Here is a 15,080-nt window from a genome sequence, read left to right on the forward strand (position 1 = left end):
GTGGACGCTCCTACTCCACCGGCTCCGCGGGTGCCTCCCCGAACCGTGCCAGTGCCAGCGCCCCCGCCACGGCAACGGCGAACCCGAGCGCCGCGACCCAGGACAGCCCGTCCCGCGTGCGGTCCCCGAGCCAGACGACCCCCACCGCGGCCGGCCCGACCGTCTCACCCAGCACCAGGCCGGCCGTCGCGGTCGTCACCGACCCCCGCTGGAGCGCCGAGGTGAGCAGCAGGAACGCGGCACCGCCGCCGAGCAGCAGCGCGTACGTCGCCGGATCGGCCAGCAGATCCGCCGGCCGCAGGGAGTCGACCAGCCGTACCGTCACCTCCACCACCCCGAACCCGAACCCGGCGCCGAGCCCCAGCAGCAGCGCCCGCCCCCGGCCCGACAGGCGCCCGCCGACCCCGCCGAGCAGCAGCACGGCCACCGCGGCCGCCACCATCGCGTACCGCAGCCAGTCCGGCCCGCTCCGGTCGCCCTCGGCGCCCGAGGCCAGCCCCAGCAGGGCGAGTCCCGCGCACACCACCCCCACCGCGGCCCACTCCGGCCCGCTCAGCCGGACCCGCAGCAGCCGCGCCGCCACCACCGCCGTCACCGCCAGGCTCGCCGCCAGCGCCGCGCCGACCGCGTAGATCGGCACCGACCGCAGGGCGGCGACCTGGAGCACGAACCCCAGCCCGTCCAGCCCGAGTCCGGCGAGGTACCGCCACTGCCGCAGCGCCCGCAGCAGCAGGGCCGCGTCCCCGCCGCCACCGCTTCCGGCGCCCGCCGCCCGCGCCGCCACCGCCTGCAACACCGTCGCCGTACCGAAGCAGACCGCGGCACCCAGGGCACACACCATTCCGAAGAGCACGAAGCGACTCTAGGCGAGCGGGCGGCGACGGACCCCCTGCCGGGGGCACTCTCACCGGTCTCTAGGCTGACCGCCGGAACACGACACCTGACGGGGGAGACAACCATGGAGCGCACACGTCGGCCACTGCGGTCCGGCACGGTGGTCCTCGGCGGCATGGGCCTGCTGGCCGCCGCCCTCACCGCCTGCTCGTCCGACCCGGACAAGCGCTGCGTCGACCGCGACAGCTACCACCTCGCCAAGGGCTACAAGGTCGTCGCGGACAAGAACTGCAAGACGACGACGAGCGGCTCGCCGAAGACCACGGGAAGGACGGGCGGGACGGCCGGCGGGAAGAAGACCCTCAAGAAGAAGGTCGACGCCGCCTGGTACTACGAGGGCGAGGAGGAGGACGGCTGGGTCGACGGCGGTTCCTTCACCAAGCCCGGCGGGGGCTCGGGCAGCGGCTCGTACGACGATGACGACGACCACCACAGCGGGGTCGGCGGAGTGCACCGCGGCGGCTTCGGCGGCGGCAAGGGCAGCTCCGGCGGCTGACCGGAACGCACCCATGGAACGCCGTACCCTCACCCCCCGCCCCGGCTGGCAGCAGACCGTCGAGGCCCAGGGCCTGGTCTACCCGCTCACCCGCCACCCCGACGGTTCACTGCGCCCCTACTGGGACGAGAGCGCCTGCTACGTCTTCTCCCTGGAGGAGGTCGAGGCGCTGGAGGAGACCGTCGGGGAACTGCACCGCATGTGCCTCGCGGCGGCCGGTCACATCGTGGCCGAGGACCGGCTCGCCGACCTCGGCATCACCGACCCGCGGGTGGCCGCGGCGGTCACCGAGTCCTGGCACCGCCGCGCCGAACTCCCCTCCGTCTACGGCCGTTTCGACCTCCGCTACGACGGGACGGGCCCGGCGAAGCTGCTGGAGTACAACGCGGACACCCCCACGTCCCTGGTCGAGGCCGCCTCCCCGCAGTGGTTCTGGATGGAGGATCGATTCCCCGGCGCCGACCAGTGGAACTCCCTGCACGAACGCCTGGTGGAGGCCTGGCGCGCCCAGTCCGCGCTCCTCCCGCCCGGCAGCCCGCTGCACTTCGCGCACTCCGCCGCCGACGAACTCGGCGAGGACCTGATGACGGTGGCCTACCTCAAGGAGACCGCCGAGCAGGCCGGCCTGACCACCGACTGGCTGGCCATGGAGGAGATCGGCTGGGACAGCCTCTCCGGCCGCTTCGTGGACAACCAGCTCCGGTTCATCCGCGGCATCTTCAAGCTCTACCCGTGGGAGTGGCTCACCACCGACGCCTTCGGCGGGCACGTCCTGGACACCCTGGACAACGGCGGCGGCACCGGCAGCACCCTGTGGATCGAACCGGCCTGGAAGATGCTCCTGAGCAACAAGGCCCTGCTGCCGATCCTCTGGGAGCTGTACCCGGACCACCCCAACCTGCTCCCCGCCTACCTGGACGGCCCCCGCGACCTGGCCGGCACCACCGGCTACGTCGCCAAGCCCCTCCTCGGCCGGGAGGGCGAGGGCGTCACCCTCCACCCCCCGGGCGCACCGGCCGTCCCGCGCGACGAGCCCTGCTGCTACCAGCAGCTGGCCCCCCTGCCCGCCTTCGACGGCAACCACGTGGTCCTCGGCGCCTGGGTCGTCCAGGACGAACCGGCGGGCCTCGGCATCCGCGAGTCGACCGGCCTGGTCACCGACGAGTACGCCCGCTTCCTGCCCCACGTGATCCTCTAGGGGGTTCGCCCGGACCAGGCCGAACCGGGCCGAACCAGGCGGAACCGGGCCGGACCAGGCCGGACCAGGGCTGACCCCGCCCGAACCCCTACCCCCCGAGCAGCCTCTCCACCGCCGCCCGCGCGTGCCGCGCCGGGGCCGGGTCGCCGGTGATGCCCGCCGTGACGATGGCGCCCTCGGCGAGCAGGTACACCGGTTCGGCCGGCTGGGTGCCCGCGGCGTGCACCCAGGCCGCCAGCTGGTCGTGGAAGGCCTGTTTGTGGGCGCGGACCTCGGCCAGGACCGGCTCGGACGCGGAGCCGAGTTCGCCGTGGGCGTTGATCCAGGCGCAGCCGCGGAAGCCGGGCTCGGCGAACCAGCCGGCGAGCCAGTCGAAGACCGCCAGCACCCGTCCGCGGGGGTCCTGGACGCTCTCCACGTGCGCGGCCAGGCTCTCGCGCCAGCGCCGGTCGCGTCGCCGGAGCATGGCGACCACCAGGTCCTCCTTGGTGGCGAAGAGCCGGTAGATCCGCTTCAGGGGCAGGCCGGAGGCCTCGCGGACCCGGTCCATCCCGACCGCCTGGATGCCGTGCGCGTAGAAGAGCCCCTCCGCCGCGTCAAGGAGGGCCGTACGGTCCAGGCGCGTCTGTTCCTCGGTGATCGGGGCGGGCATCCGGGGCTCCTTGACGTAGAGAACGGCCGTTCTCTACTTTAGACGCATCGATGGAGAACGCTCGTTCTCGATCCACCCCCGTGCTGGATCCGCCCCCGTGCTGGATCCACCCCCGTGCTCGATCACGCCCGCTCCCGGCCCGCGCCCGCTTTCGGCCCAAGGAGGCCCCCGTGCCCGAAGACCGCCCGCCCTGCCCGCCCTTCACCCTGGAGACCGCCCGCCGGAAGGTGCAGGCCGCCGAGGACGCCTGGAACACCCGCGACCCCCGCCGGGTGGCCCTCGCCTACACCCCGGACTCCGTCTGGCGCAACCGGGACCGCTTCCTCACCGGCCGGGACGAGATCGTCGCCTTCCTCACCGAGAAGTGGCAGCGCGAACGGGACTACGCGCTGCGCAAGAACCTCTGGAGCTTCCACGGCGACCGCATCGCCGTCCGCTTCCAGTACGAGTGCCGTGACGCCGACGGCCAGTGGTGGCGCTCCTACGGCAACGAACTGTGGGAGTTCGACGAGCACGGTCTGATGCGCCGCCGCGAGGCGAGCATCGACGACGTCGCCATCGACGAGGCCGACCGGCGCATCTTCGGGCCCCGGCCCGCCGACGAGCACGGCACCGACCTCCCGCTGCGCTGATCAGGCCCCGGACAGCACCTCCCGCAGCTGCTCCAGCCCCCAGTCCAGGTCCTCCTCCCCGATCACCAGCGGCGGCGAGATCCGGATGGTCGGCCCGTGGGTGTCCTTGACCAGGACCCCGCGGGCCAGCAGCCGCTCGGACACCTCGCGCCCGGTGCCGACCGCCCGCGCGACGTCCACCCCGGCCCACAGCCCGCGCCCCCGCACCGCCGTCACCCGGCCCGTACCCGGCAGCTCCCCCAGCACCCCGTGCAACCGCTCGCCCAGCCGCGCCGCCCGCTCCTGGTACTCCCCGGTCCGCAGCATCGCGATCACCTCCAGCGCCACCGCGCAGGCCAGCGGGTTCCCGCCGAACGTCGACCCGTGCTCACCCGGCCGGAACACCCCGAGCACCGCCGCGCTCGACACCACCGCCGACACCGGCACGATCCCGCCGCCCAGCGCCTTGCCCAGCACGTACACGTCCGGGACGACCCCCTCGTGCTCGCACGCGAAGGTCCGGCCGGTCCGGCCCAGCCCGGACTGGATCTCGTCGGCCACGAAGAGGACGTTCCGCTCGCGGGTCAGCTCGCGCACCCCGGCCAGATAACCGGCCGGCGGCACGATCACCCCGGACTCGCCCTGGATGGGCTCCAGCAGCACCGCCACCGTGTTCTCCGTCAGCGCCGACCGCATCGCCGTCAGGTCGCCGTACGGCACGATCTCGAACCCCGGGGTGTACGGACCGAAGTCCGCCCGCGCCTCCGGATCCGTCGAGAAACTGATCACCGTCGTCGTACGGCCGTGGAAGTTGCCGGCCGCCACGACGATCTTCGCCATCTCCGCGGGCACCCCCTTCACCCGGTACCCCCACTTCCGGGCGGTCTTCACCGCGCTCTCCACCGCCTCCGTGCCCGTGTTCACGGGCAGCACCATCTCCATCCCGCACAGCTCGGCCAGCTCCGTGCAGAAGGCCGCGAACCGGTCGTGGTAGAAGGCGCGGGAGGTCAGCGTCACCCGCTCCAGCTGCCGCCGGGCCGCCTCGGCCAGCCGCCGGTTGCCGTGCCCGAAGTTCAGCGCCGAGTAGCCGGCCAGCATGTCCAGATACCGCCGCCCCGCCACATCCGTCAGCCACGCCCCCTCACCCGTGGCGATCACCACCGGAAGCGGGTGGTAGGTCGGCGCGCAGTGCGCGTCGGCGGCGGCGATGAGGTCTTCTGCAGCGGTCACGGCCACTCCCGAGTACGACCGGAAAACGACGGTGAACCCCTTCATATCCTCGCTCGCATGGTGGACGCGGGACCTGCGCCGTCCGGCGCGCCCGGTAATCTGACGTGCGGGCCGTGACTGGCGCGCTGGGATGGGACGGACCATCAGGGAGCGGCCCGAGCGGGAAGAGTGCCGTGCGCCTGGGCCGAACGTGAACGCTGTACGCACACCGTCCGGAGGTCCCCCGATGCCCGAGAATTCCGCCCCCCTCTCCACCGAGTCCACGGCCTTCCGGGCCGCCCTCGACGTCATCCGCGCCGTCGAGCCCCGTGTCGCCGACGCCATCGGCCAGGAGGTCGCCGACCAGCGCGAGATGCTCAAGCTGATCGCGTCCGAGAACTACGCCTCCCCGGCCACGCTGCTCGCGATGGGCAACTGGTTCAGCGACAAGTACGCCGAGGGCACCATCGGCCGCCGCTTCTACGCCGGCTGCCGCAACGTCGACACCGTCGAGGCCCTCGCCGCCGAGCACGCCCGGGAACTCTTCGGCGCCCGCCACGCCTACGTCCAGCCGCACTCCGGCATCGACGCCAACCTCGTCGCCTTCTGGGCGGTCCTCGCCGACCGCGTCGAGGCCCCCTTCCTGGAGAAGGCCGGCGCCCGCCAGATCAACGATCTGTCCGACGCCGACTGGGCCGAGCTGCGCCAGGCCTTCGGCAACCAGCGCATGCTCGGCATGTCCCTGGACGCCGGCGGCCACCTCACCCACGGCTTCCGCCCCAACATCTCCGGCAAGATGTTCGACCAGCGCTCCTACGGCACCGCCCCCGCCACGGGCCTGGTCGACTACGAGGCCCTGCGCGCCCAGGCCCGCGAGTTCAAGCCGCTGATCATCGTCGCCGGCTACTCCGCGTACCCCCGTCTGGTGAACTTCCGGATCATGCGCGAGATCGCCGACGAGGTCGGCGCCACCCTCATGGTCGACATGGCGCACTTCGCCGGCCTCGTCGCGGGCAAGGTCCTCACCGGCGACTTCGACCCGGTCCCGCACGCCCAGATCGTCACCACGACCACCCACAAGTCCCTGCGCGGCCCGCGCGGCGGCATGGTCCTGTGCGACGACTCCCTGAAGGACCAGGTCGACCGCGGCTGCCCGATGGTCCTCGGCGGCCCGCTCCCGCACGTCATGGCGGCCAAGGCCGTCGCCCTCGCCGAGGCCCGCCGGCCCTCCTTCCGTGACTACGCGCAGCGCATCGTGGACAACTCCCGCGCCCTCGCCGAGGGCCTGATGCGCCGCGGCGCCACCCTCGTCACCGGCGGCACCGACAACCACCTCAGCCTGATCGACGTCGCCACCTCCTACGGCCTCACCGGCCGCCAGGCCGAGGCGGCCCTGCTGGAGTCGGGCATCGTCACCAACCGCAACGCCATCCCGGCCGACCCGAACGGCGCCTGGTACACCTCCGGCATCCGCGTCGGCACCCCGGCCCTCACCACCCGCGGCCTCGGCACGGCGGAGATGGACGAGGTGGCCGCCCTGATCGACCGCGTCCTGACCACCACCGAGCCGGGCACCACCAAGTCGGGCGCCCCGTCCAAGGCGGCCCACGTCCTGGACGGGAAGGTCGCCGAGGAGATCTCCCAGCGGGCGACGGACCTGGTGGCGGGCTTCCCCCTGTACCCGCAGGTCGACCTGGGCTGAGGCCCCCGGAAGGAGCGCGGGGAACTGCGCGACCGGCCCCCGCCGGCCCGCAGTTCCCCACGCACCGAACCCACCCCGTCTCTCTGCGACAATGAGGGGTATGGCTTCAGACCGACCTCGCGTGCTCTCCGGTATTCAGCCAACGGCTGGCTCGTTCCACCTCGGCAACTACCTCGGCGCCGTCCGCCAGTGGGTGGCCCTGCAGGAGTCCCACGACGCCTTCTACATGGTCGTCGACCTGCACGCGATCACGGTCCCGCAGGACCCGAAGGAACTGCGGGCCAACACCCGCCTCGCCGCCGCACAGCTGCTGGCCGCCGGCCTGGACCCGGACCGCTGCACCCTCTTCGTGCAGAGCCACGTCCCCGAGCACGCCCAGCTGGCCTGGATCATGAACTGCCTCACCGGCTTCGGCGAGGCCAGCCGCATGACCCAGTTCAAGGACAAGTCCGCCAAGCAGGGCGCCGACCGGGCCTCCGTCGGCCTGTTCACGTACCCGGTCCTCCAGGTCGCGGACATCCTGCTGTACCAGGCGAACGAGGTGCCCGTCGGCGAGGACCAGCGCCAGCACATCGAGCTGACCCGCGACCTCGCCGAGCGCTTCAACGGCCGCTTCGGCGACACCTTCACGATCCCGAAGCCGTACATCCTCAAGGAGACGGCGAAGATCTACGACCTCCAGGACCCGACGGTCAAGATGAGCAAGTCGGCGTCCACGCCGAAGGGCCTCATCAACCTGCTCGACGAGCCGAAGACCACGGCGAAGAAGGTCAAGAGCGCGGTCACCGACACGGACACGGTGATCCGCTACGACGCCGAGAACAAGCCGGGCGTCTCCAACCTCCTCACCATCTACTCCACCCTCACCGGCACGTCGATCGCCGAGCTGGAGCAGGAGTACGAGGGCAAGATGTACGGCGCGCTCAAGACCGACCTCGCCGAGGTCATGGTCGAGTTCGTGACGCCGTTCCGGGAGCGCACCCAGCAGTACCTGGACGACTCCGAGACCCTCGACGCGATCCTCGCCAAGGGCGCGGAGAAGGCGCGCGCCGTCGCCGCCGAGACCCTCGCGCAGGCGTACGACCGCGTGGGCTTCCTCCCGGCCAAGCACTGAGGCGTACGACCGCACGGGTCCGCGCGGGCGGAGCGCTGCACATCACTTCCGCTGCGCCTGCCCACAGGACAGTCATGGCCGTACAGTCATAGCCGACGGCTGAGCAGAAAACAGACACGACGACAGGAGACGACGTGGGGACCGTAACGATCGGCGTGTCGATCGCGGTCCCGGAGCCTCACGGCAGCCTGCTCCAGGAGCGGCGCGCGGGCTTCGGCGACGCCGCGGCTCACGGCATCCCCACACACGTCACGCTGCTGCCGCCGACCGAGGTGGACGAGGCCGACCTGCCGGCCGTCGACGCCCACCTCGGCGAGGTCGCCGCGGCGGGCCGCCCGTTCCCGATGCGGCTGTCCGGCACCGGCACCTTCCGGCCCCTGTCGCCGGTGGTCTACGTGCGGGTCGCCGAGGGCGCCGAGGCCTGCGCCTGGCTCCAGCAGCGGATCCGGGACACCTCCGGGCCTGTGGCGCGCGAGCTGCAGTTCCCGTACCACCCGCATGTCACCGTCGCCCACGGCATCGAGGACGCGGCGATGGACCGCGCCTTCGAGGAGCTGGCCGGCTTCGAGGCCGAGTGGCCGTGCACCGGTTTCGCGCTGTACGAGCAGGGCGCCGACGGGGTGTGGCGCAAGCTGCGCGAGTACACGTTCGGCGGATCCGTCGTACCGCCCCAGCCGGGCCACGCGAAGGCCGAACGGGGCACCATCGCCCGCCGTTAGGGCCCCTCAGGCCGCCAGCCTCCGGTACACCGCCCGGGGCGCGTGTCGCAGCACCCACATCACCAGGCGCAGCGCCCCCGGCACCCACACCGTCTCCGAGCACCGGCGCACCCCCAGTTCGATGGCCGTGGCGACCGCCTCCGGCGTCGTCGTAAGCGGGGTGCGCGGGCGGCCGGCCGTCCTCCGCGTCCCGACGAAGCCGGGGCGTACGACCATGACGTGCACGCCGGTGCCGTGCAGCGCGTCGCCGAGGCCCTGCGCGAAGGCGTCGAGGCCGGCCTTGCTGGAGCCGTAGATGAAGTCGGCGCGGCGGGCGCGCTCGGCGGCCGCGGCGGACAGGACGACGAGGGAGCCGTGGCCCTGGGCCTGGAGGGCGCGGCCGGCGACCAGGCCCGCCGAGACGGCCCCCGTGTAGTTGGTCTGGGCGACCTGGACCGCGCGGACCGGGTCGCGCTCGTCGTGCGCCTGGTCGCCGGGGATGCCGAAGGCGAGCAGCACCATGTCGACGGGACCCTCGGCGAACACCTTGCCGAGGGCGGTCTCGTGGGACGCGGGATCGAGCGCGTCGAAGGCGACGGTGTGGACGTCCGCGCCGAGCGCCCGCAGGCTCCCGGCGGCGTTCTCCAGCGCGAGGGAGGGGCGGCCCGCCAGCCACACCGTGCGGGTGCGGCGGGCGATCAGGCGGCGCGCGGTGGCCAGCGCGATCTCGGACGTGCCGCCGAGGACGAGCAGGGACTGGGGCAGTTCGGTGGCATCCTTCATGACAGTTGACCGTATCGCCCTCATATGACCGTTTGGGCGAAGAAACGCGGTGTTGGCGTTCCCGCACAGCGGGCAGAGACGGACCATGGACTGGCTGAAGAAGCTGCCCGGCATCGGGCCGATCGTCACCCGGCTGACCGCCACCCACGCGTGGCGGTCCTACGAGCGGCTGGACCGGGTGAAGTGGACCCGGCTGGCCGCCGCCATGACGTTCGTCAGCTTCGTCGCGCTGTTCCCGCTGCTGACCGTGGCCGCCGCGATCACCGCCGCCACGCTCAGCCCGGCCAGCCAGAAGACCGTGGAGCAGCGGATCGCCGACCAGTTCCCGGGCCTGGGCGACCAGCTGGACCTCACCTCCCTGGTGCAGAACGCGGGCACCGTCGGGATCATCGCGGGCGCCGTGCTGCTGTTCACCGGCATCGGCTGGGTCGGCCAGGTCCGGGACTGCCTGCGCGCGGTGTGGGAGCTGCCCGACCGCGAGGAGAACCCGCTCCTCGCCAAGGCCAAGGACGCCGGCATCCTGCTCGGCCTCGGCGGTGCCCTGCTGGTCACCCTCGCCGCGTCCGCCCTCGCCTCCGCCGCCGTCGGCTGGCTGTCCGGGCGGATCGGCCTCGAGGAGCACGGCTGGGGCAGCGCGCTGCTGACGGTCGCCGCGTTCGCCGTCGCGGTCCTCGCCGACTTCCTGGTCCTGCTCTACGCCCTGACCCTGCTGCCCGGGGTCGAGCCGTCGCGCCGCCGCCTGCTGGTCGCCGCCCTGCTCGGCGCGGTCGGTTTCGAACTGCTGAAACTGCTGCTCAGCGGCTACGTCCAGGGAGTCGCCGCGAAGAGCATGTACGGCGCGTTCGGGGTGCCCGTGGCGCTGCTGCTGTGGATCAACTTCACCTGCAAACTGGTCCTGTTCTGCGCCTCCTGGACGGCGACGGGCAGCAAGGAGGAGGAGATCAGGGGCGCGTCCGACGGCGCATCAGATCCGGCAGCGGCCACCGGCGGTTGACCAGGAAGGCCCCGCCGCCGAGCAGCACCAGCAGCCCGCCCGCGACGGCCAGGGCGATCCCGGCGCCGCCGGCGCCGGACCCGGCGGAGGCGCTCGCCGCCGCCTTCCCGCCCGACCCGCCGCCCTCCGTCTGCCCGGCGTGCGCCGAGGCGGAGGCGCCGGGCTGCGCGGTGCCCGGCGCGGCGCTCTTCGGCGGCACCAGCTCACCCACCGGGCTGACCTTGCCGGCCGCCTGGAAACCCCAGTCGAACAGCTTCGCGGTCTCCTTGTAGACCTCGTTGTGCTCGTGCTTCTGCGGGTTCATCACCGTGACCAGCAGCACCCTGCCGCCCCGCTCGGCGACCCCGGTGAAAGTGGCGCCCGCGTTCGTGGTGTTGCCGTTCTTCACGCCCGCGATGCCCTGGTAGACGGGGACGTCGCTGTCGCCGCTCAGCAGCCGGTTGGTGTTCCTGATCTCGCCGGAGCCGAACCTCGCGCTGACGGTCGAGCAGTAGTCCCGGAAGTCCTTCTTCTGCAGACCGGAACGGGCGAACAGCGTCAGGTCGTACGCCGACGACACCTGGCCCGGTGCGTCGTAGCCGTCCGGCGAGACCACCTGCGTGTCCCCCGCCTGGAGTTCCTCGGCGTGGTCCTGCATGTCCCGGACGGTCTGCTGGACACCGCCGTTCATCGCGGACAGCACGTGCACCGCGTCGTTGCCCGAGCGCAGGAACACCCCGAGCCACAGGTCGTGGACGGAGTAGGTGCTGCCCTCCTTTATCCCGACCAGGCTGGAGCCGGCGCCCACGCCCTTGAGGTCCGAGGACACCACCTTGTGCCGGGTGTCCTTCGGGAAGCGGGGCAGCACGGTGTCCGCGAACAGCATCTTCAGTGTGCTCGCCGGAGGCAGCGGCCAGTGCGCGTTGTGCGCCGCGAGGACCTCGCCCGACTCGGCGTCGGAGACGATCCAGGAGCGGGCGGTGAGGTCCTTCGGCAGCACGGGGACACCGGGCGCCAGGTCGACCTGCGTGCCCGGCATCCCGAGCCGGGCGCCGCCCACGGTGGACATCCGGGCCGGGGGCGTGGCCGTCGGGCCGGCCGGGGCGGTCGGGCCGGCCGAGGGGGGCGGCGCGGCGAGCGCGGCGGGCGCGGTGACGGACAGGGACAGCAGGGCGGCGGAGGTGACCAGCAGGGCTCGCCGGCCGGTCGTCTTCGGTGCGGGCACGGTCGAGAACGTACCCGCGCCGGACCGCGAAGTCCCGTTTCCGGCCCCACCCCCGACACGGGCCCGGACCCCGGACGGCGATACTGGACGCATGAAGCTCAGCCGCCCCATCTCCTGGTTCCTGCTCGCCTTCGGGGTGTGGAGCTGGATCATCTGGATCACTTTCATCAAGAACCTGGCCAAGGACAGCAGCGGGCTCGCCTTCGACGACGGTCACCCGACCGCCTACTTCTGGGTGCACCTGCTGCTGGCCGTCGTTTCCTTCGTATTGGGGACGGTCATCGGGGTCATCGGGTTGCGCGGGCTGCGCGCACTGCGCCGGAAGTCATAGCGGGGGACCGGTCCGGGCGGGACGTGACGGTGATCGAACCGTCCGTCACCCGCGCGTGACCGGGACCGTACCCACCGTTCTTCCACAACGGGGAAGAAAGCCCTTCCGCACCAGGAAACCCGTGTGGTTAGGTGAGCCGCGTCACTCAAGGGGAAGTGACTGGGGAGGGCGTCACCATGCGATCTGTTCGCATGCGGGTTCTCGTGGCACTGCTCGTGCTCGCCGTCGTGGGGATCGGCGGCTGGCAGCTGCTGCCGTCGCAGGGGAACAAGAACCGGACCATCACCGTCGGCACGACGGACGCGGTCACCGCACTCGACCCGGCCGGTGCCTACGACGCCGGATCCTGGGCGCTGTTCAGCAATGTGTTCCAGTCGCTGCTGACCTTCGAGCCCGGCGGGGTCGAACCGGTCCCGGACGCGGCGCAGAGCTGCGCCTTCGAGGGCACCGGGCTGAAGACGTACCGGTGCACCCTGCGCTCGGGGATCACCTTCCCGAGCGGGCGCGCCATGACCGCCGAGGACGTGAAGTACTCCTTCGAGCGGGTCAGGGCGATCAACTCCAAGGTCGGCCCGGCGTCCCTGTTCGGCACGCTCGCCTCGGTGACCGCCGACGACGCGCACACCGTCACCTTCCACCTCTCCTCCTCGGACGCCACCTTCCCGCTGAAGGCCGCCACCGGCGCCGGTTCCATCGTGGACAGGGAGAAGTACCCGGCCGACGCCCTGCGCACGGACGGTGCCGTCGACGGCACCGGGCCGTACACGCTGACGGCGTACACGAAGGACCGGAAGGCCGAGCTGGCCCCCAACAAGCACTACACGGGCTCCCTGAGCGGCACCGGCCGCCCGGTCGAGCTGCGCTACTACGCCGACTCCGCCAAGCTCGACCAGGCCTGGCGGGCCCACCGGATCGACGTCGCCACCCGGACCCTGCCGCCGCACGTGCTCGCCGGGCTGAACCCGAGCGACCCCGGGCAGCGGGTCACCGAGTCCGACAGCGCCGAGACCCGCAACCTCTACCTCAACACCCGCTCCCGCTCCCCGTTGCACGACCCCCGGGTGCGCCGGGCGATGGCCTGGCTGGTCGACCGCGAGCGGCTGGCCGCGACGGTCTACGAGGGCACGGTCGACCCGCTCTACTCGCTGATCCCGACCGGTATCACCGGCCACACCACGTCGTTCTTCGACGACTACCCCACCCGCAGCACGCGCAAGGCCCGGGAACTGCTCACCGAGGCCGGGGTGAGCCTGCCGGTGCGTTTCACCCTGGGGTACGGCGCCGGCCGGGGCGAGGGCGCCGAGGAGGCCGCCGAGCTGAAGCGGCAGCTGGAGGCGGGCGGTCTGTTCGAGGTGGACGTCAGGGGATACGAGTGGACCGACTTCCAGAAGCGCTGGTCCGCCGGGACGATGGACGCGTGGGCGGTCGGCTGGGTGGCCGACTATCCCGACCCGGACACCTTCGGCGCCGCGCTCGTCGGCACCGGCTCCACCATGAACACCGGGTACAGCAACAAGCTGGTCGACCATCTCGTCCTGGACAGCCAGCAGTTCGCCGACCGCGGCCGGGCCGCGAAGGACTTCAAGGACATCCAGGCGGCCGTGACCGAGGACGTCCCGCTGATCCCGCTGTGGCAGCGCAAGGAGTACGTGGTGAGCACGGAGGACGTGGGCGGCGGCCAGTACCTGACGGACGGCACGGGGGTGTTCCGGTTGTGGCGGCTGGACTGGATCTGATCAGTCGGCCTTCTTCTGCCCGGCCTTGATGATCTGCTCGACGTCCAGGGTGACCTCGGCGCCGATGGAGTCGGGCAGCGTGACGGTCTCCCCGGGAGCGTGGACACGGTGGTTCGTGTACTCGCTCCCTTCGGGTTCGGTGAGCATGTGGAGACGCTGGTGCTTGCGGTCGACCACGAGGTAGACGGGCACCTTCGCCTCGGCGTACGCCCCGACCTTGGTCTTCAGGTCGTCCCGCCAGTTGCCGGAGGTGACCTCCAGGACGAGGCGGAAGCAGACCGGGTCGTAGGCGTTGTTCTCGATGAAGTGGTCGTCGATGTCAGCGTCTACGACGACCAGGTCGGGGATGCAGTAGTCCTCGGCCCCGGTAGGGAGCTTGATCGCGACGCTCTGGAGGACCTCGGTCTCCGCACCGTGCAGTCCGGCGGCGAGGAAGGGAATCATGAGATCGGTCAGAACGCGGGCGTGGGGGGCATCCGGTGAAGGGGTCACGAGGAGGTGGCCTCCGATGATCTCGACGCGGTAGCCCGGATGGCGCTCCATGATCTCGTCGGCGATGGCCGTCAGGGAGAACGGCTCGTCGGCGTCGAAGGGCTGCTCGACGGATGCAGCGGACATCGCGTGCCTCCTAGGGGCTGGTGTCGAGAGAGCATCATCGTAGGCAGCCGGAACCCCAGGTGTCCCGTTCCCGCGCCTTCACCCGAAAGTGATCACTCCTGCCGTTTGCGCCCCGGATCAGGCAGCACCCGCGTCATGCCCGGCAGGAAGTCCGTGAACAGCTCGTGCACCTCCAGCACCAGCGGCCGCAGCACCCGGAACCGGGCCAGGGAGACGCCCCGGGCGGTCAGCCGGGCGCCCCGCCGGGCCAGCCGGTAGCTGCGCTCGCGCCCCTCCGTGCGGTCGAAGATCCAGTACAGGACCAGGCCCATCTGGGAGAGCCACATCAGCTCGGGGAGGACCTCCCGCAGCTCGGGGGCCACCTTGGACCTGGAGCCGGCCAGTACCTCGCGGTGGACGCTGATGGCCTGCTCGCGGGCGTGCTCGCTCTCGGGCGAGAAGGGGCTGAGCGGGCTGTCGGGGTCGGCGGCGTTCTTGAAGAACTGGACGGCGAACTCGTGGTACGGCCGGGCGATGTCCAGCCAGGCGGTCAGGACGCCGGCGAGCCGTGCCTCCAGGTCCGTCTCCCGCTCCAGGACCTCCCGGACCGCCGCCTGGTGCTCGGCGGCGATCCGGTCGTAGAAGCCCTGGATCAGGTGTTCCTTGCCCTCGAAGTAGTAGTAGGCGTTGCCGACGGAGACCCCCGCCTCCTTGGCGATGGCCCGCATGGTCGTCTTGTCGTACCCGCGCTCCTGGAACAACCGCATGGCGGTCTCCAGGATCAGCGCACGGGTCTGCTCGGACTTGCTGCTCTGGGGGCCGGCCGCCTCGGGGCCGTCGTTCTTCGCGGGCACGGTAGAA

The 15,080-nt window shown here is 71.9% G+C and carries 16 protein-coding genes and 1 riboswitch; of the genes, 9 read left to right on the forward strand and 7 right to left on the reverse strand.

Annotated features, from left to right (window positions below):
- Positions 1 to 10: 10 nt before the first annotated feature.
- A complete protein-coding gene (locus IEZ20_RS14795) occupies positions 11 to 841 on the reverse strand; it encodes a hypothetical protein (RefSeq protein WP_189298554.1) in 831 nt (276 codons plus the stop codon).
- A 117-nt stretch (positions 842 to 958) separates the two neighbouring features.
- Here IEZ20_RS14795 and IEZ20_RS14800 point away from each other — a divergent pair, with 117 nt between their 5' ends.
- Both IEZ20_RS14800 and IEZ20_RS14805 read left to right on the forward strand, forming a co-directional pair.
- Positions 959 to 1,390: a hypothetical protein gene (locus tag IEZ20_RS14800; protein ID WP_189298364.1), complete on the forward strand. Its 432-nt coding sequence runs from the start codon at positions 959 to 961 to the stop codon at positions 1,388 to 1,390.
- A gap of 13 nt (positions 1,391 to 1,403) precedes the next feature.
- Positions 1,404 to 2,588 carry a glutathionylspermidine synthase family protein gene (locus IEZ20_RS14805; RefSeq protein ID WP_189298365.1) on the forward strand — a complete coding sequence of 395 codons (1,185 nt, stop codon included), beginning with the start codon at positions 1,404 to 1,406 and terminating at the stop codon, positions 2,586 to 2,588.
- Positions 2,589 to 2,676: 88 nt separating this feature from the next.
- Here the strand turns inward: IEZ20_RS14805 and IEZ20_RS14810 are convergent, their stop codons facing one another.
- A complete protein-coding gene (locus IEZ20_RS14810; RefSeq protein WP_189298367.1) occupies positions 2,677 to 3,240 on the reverse strand; it encodes a TetR/AcrR family transcriptional regulator in 564 nt (187 codons plus the stop codon).
- A gap of 170 nt (positions 3,241 to 3,410) precedes the next feature.
- Between IEZ20_RS14810 and IEZ20_RS14815 the strand changes: the two genes are divergently transcribed.
- Positions 3,411 to 3,872 carry a nuclear transport factor 2 family protein gene (locus tag IEZ20_RS14815; protein ID WP_189298369.1) on the forward strand — a complete coding sequence of 154 codons (462 nt, stop codon included), beginning with the start codon at positions 3,411 to 3,413 and terminating at the stop codon, positions 3,870 to 3,872.
- Here IEZ20_RS14815 and rocD read toward each other — a convergent pair whose 3' ends face one another.
- Positions 3,873 to 5,081, reverse strand: coding sequence for an ornithine--oxo-acid transaminase (gene rocD, locus IEZ20_RS14820; protein WP_189298372.1), 1,209 nt, complete (start codon positions 5,079 to 5,081; stop codon positions 3,873 to 3,875). It lies immediately after the preceding gene.
- A gap of 103 nt (positions 5,082 to 5,184) precedes the next feature.
- Positions 5,185 to 5,273, forward strand: a riboswitch (ZMP/ZTP riboswitch).
- A 34-nt stretch (positions 5,274 to 5,307) separates the two neighbouring features.
- On the opposite strand from rocD, the gene IEZ20_RS14825 reads away from it, so the two are divergent.
- From IEZ20_RS14825 to IEZ20_RS14835, 3 genes are all read left to right on the forward strand, one after another.
- Positions 5,308 to 6,762 carry a glycine hydroxymethyltransferase gene (locus tag IEZ20_RS14825; RefSeq protein ID WP_189298374.1) on the forward strand — a complete coding sequence of 485 codons (1,455 nt, stop codon included), beginning with the start codon at positions 5,308 to 5,310 and terminating at the stop codon, positions 6,760 to 6,762.
- Between the two features lie 100 nt (positions 6,763 to 6,862).
- Positions 6,863 to 7,876, forward strand: a complete 1,014-nt coding sequence (gene trpS, locus IEZ20_RS14830) for a tryptophan--tRNA ligase (protein ID WP_189298376.1) — start codon at positions 6,863 to 6,865, stop codon at positions 7,874 to 7,876.
- A gap of 134 nt (positions 7,877 to 8,010) precedes the next feature.
- Positions 8,011 to 8,595, forward strand: a complete 585-nt coding sequence (locus tag IEZ20_RS14835; RefSeq protein ID WP_189298378.1) for a 2'-5' RNA ligase family protein — start codon at positions 8,011 to 8,013, stop codon at positions 8,593 to 8,595.
- Between the two features lie 6 nt (positions 8,596 to 8,601).
- Here IEZ20_RS14835 and dprE2 read toward each other — a convergent pair whose 3' ends face one another.
- The gene (gene dprE2, locus IEZ20_RS14840; RefSeq protein WP_189298379.1) at positions 8,602 to 9,357 is read right to left on the reverse strand and encodes a decaprenylphospho-beta-D-erythro-pentofuranosid-2-ulose 2-reductase; all 756 of its coding nucleotides are present in this window, start codon (positions 9,355 to 9,357) and stop codon (positions 8,602 to 8,604) included.
- Positions 9,358 to 9,442: 85 nt separating this feature from the next.
- Here dprE2 and IEZ20_RS14845 point away from each other — a divergent pair, with 85 nt between their 5' ends.
- Positions 9,443 to 10,351: a YihY/virulence factor BrkB family protein gene (locus IEZ20_RS14845; RefSeq protein ID WP_189298381.1), complete on the forward strand. Its 909-nt coding sequence runs from the start codon at positions 9,443 to 9,445 to the stop codon at positions 10,349 to 10,351.
- On the opposite strand, the gene IEZ20_RS14850 is transcribed toward IEZ20_RS14845, so the two are convergent.
- Entirely contained in the window at positions 10,299 to 11,555 is a 1,257-nt protein-coding gene (locus tag IEZ20_RS14850) for a D-alanyl-D-alanine carboxypeptidase family protein (RefSeq protein WP_373303930.1), read from the reverse strand. The two genes, IEZ20_RS14845 and IEZ20_RS14850, sit on opposite strands and share 53 nt — an antisense overlap.
- Positions 11,556 to 11,646: 91 nt before the next feature.
- On the opposite strand from IEZ20_RS14850, the gene IEZ20_RS14855 reads away from it, so the two are divergent.
- A complete protein-coding gene (locus tag IEZ20_RS14855) occupies positions 11,647 to 11,886 on the forward strand; it encodes an SCO4848 family membrane protein (protein WP_189298385.1) in 240 nt (79 codons plus the stop codon).
- Between the two features lie 191 nt (positions 11,887 to 12,077).
- Entirely contained in the window at positions 12,078 to 13,622 is a 1,545-nt protein-coding gene (locus IEZ20_RS14860; RefSeq protein ID WP_229896065.1) for an ABC transporter substrate-binding protein, read from the forward strand.
- Here the strand turns inward: IEZ20_RS14860 and IEZ20_RS14865 are convergent, their stop codons facing one another.
- Both IEZ20_RS14865 and IEZ20_RS14870 read right to left on the reverse strand, forming a co-directional pair.
- Entirely contained in the window at positions 13,623 to 14,240 is a 618-nt protein-coding gene (locus IEZ20_RS14865) for a Uma2 family endonuclease (RefSeq protein ID WP_189298389.1), read from the reverse strand. It lies immediately after the preceding gene.
- 92 nt (positions 14,241 to 14,332) lie between these two features.
- Entirely contained in the window at positions 14,333 to 15,073 is a 741-nt protein-coding gene (locus tag IEZ20_RS14870) for a TetR/AcrR family transcriptional regulator (protein WP_189298391.1), read from the reverse strand.
- Positions 15,074 to 15,080: the final 7 nt, after the last annotated feature.

The organism is Streptomyces cinerochromogenes (assembly GCF_014648635.1).
GTDB lineage: Bacteria > Actinomycetota > Actinomycetes > Streptomycetales > Streptomycetaceae > Streptomyces > Streptomyces cinerochromogenes.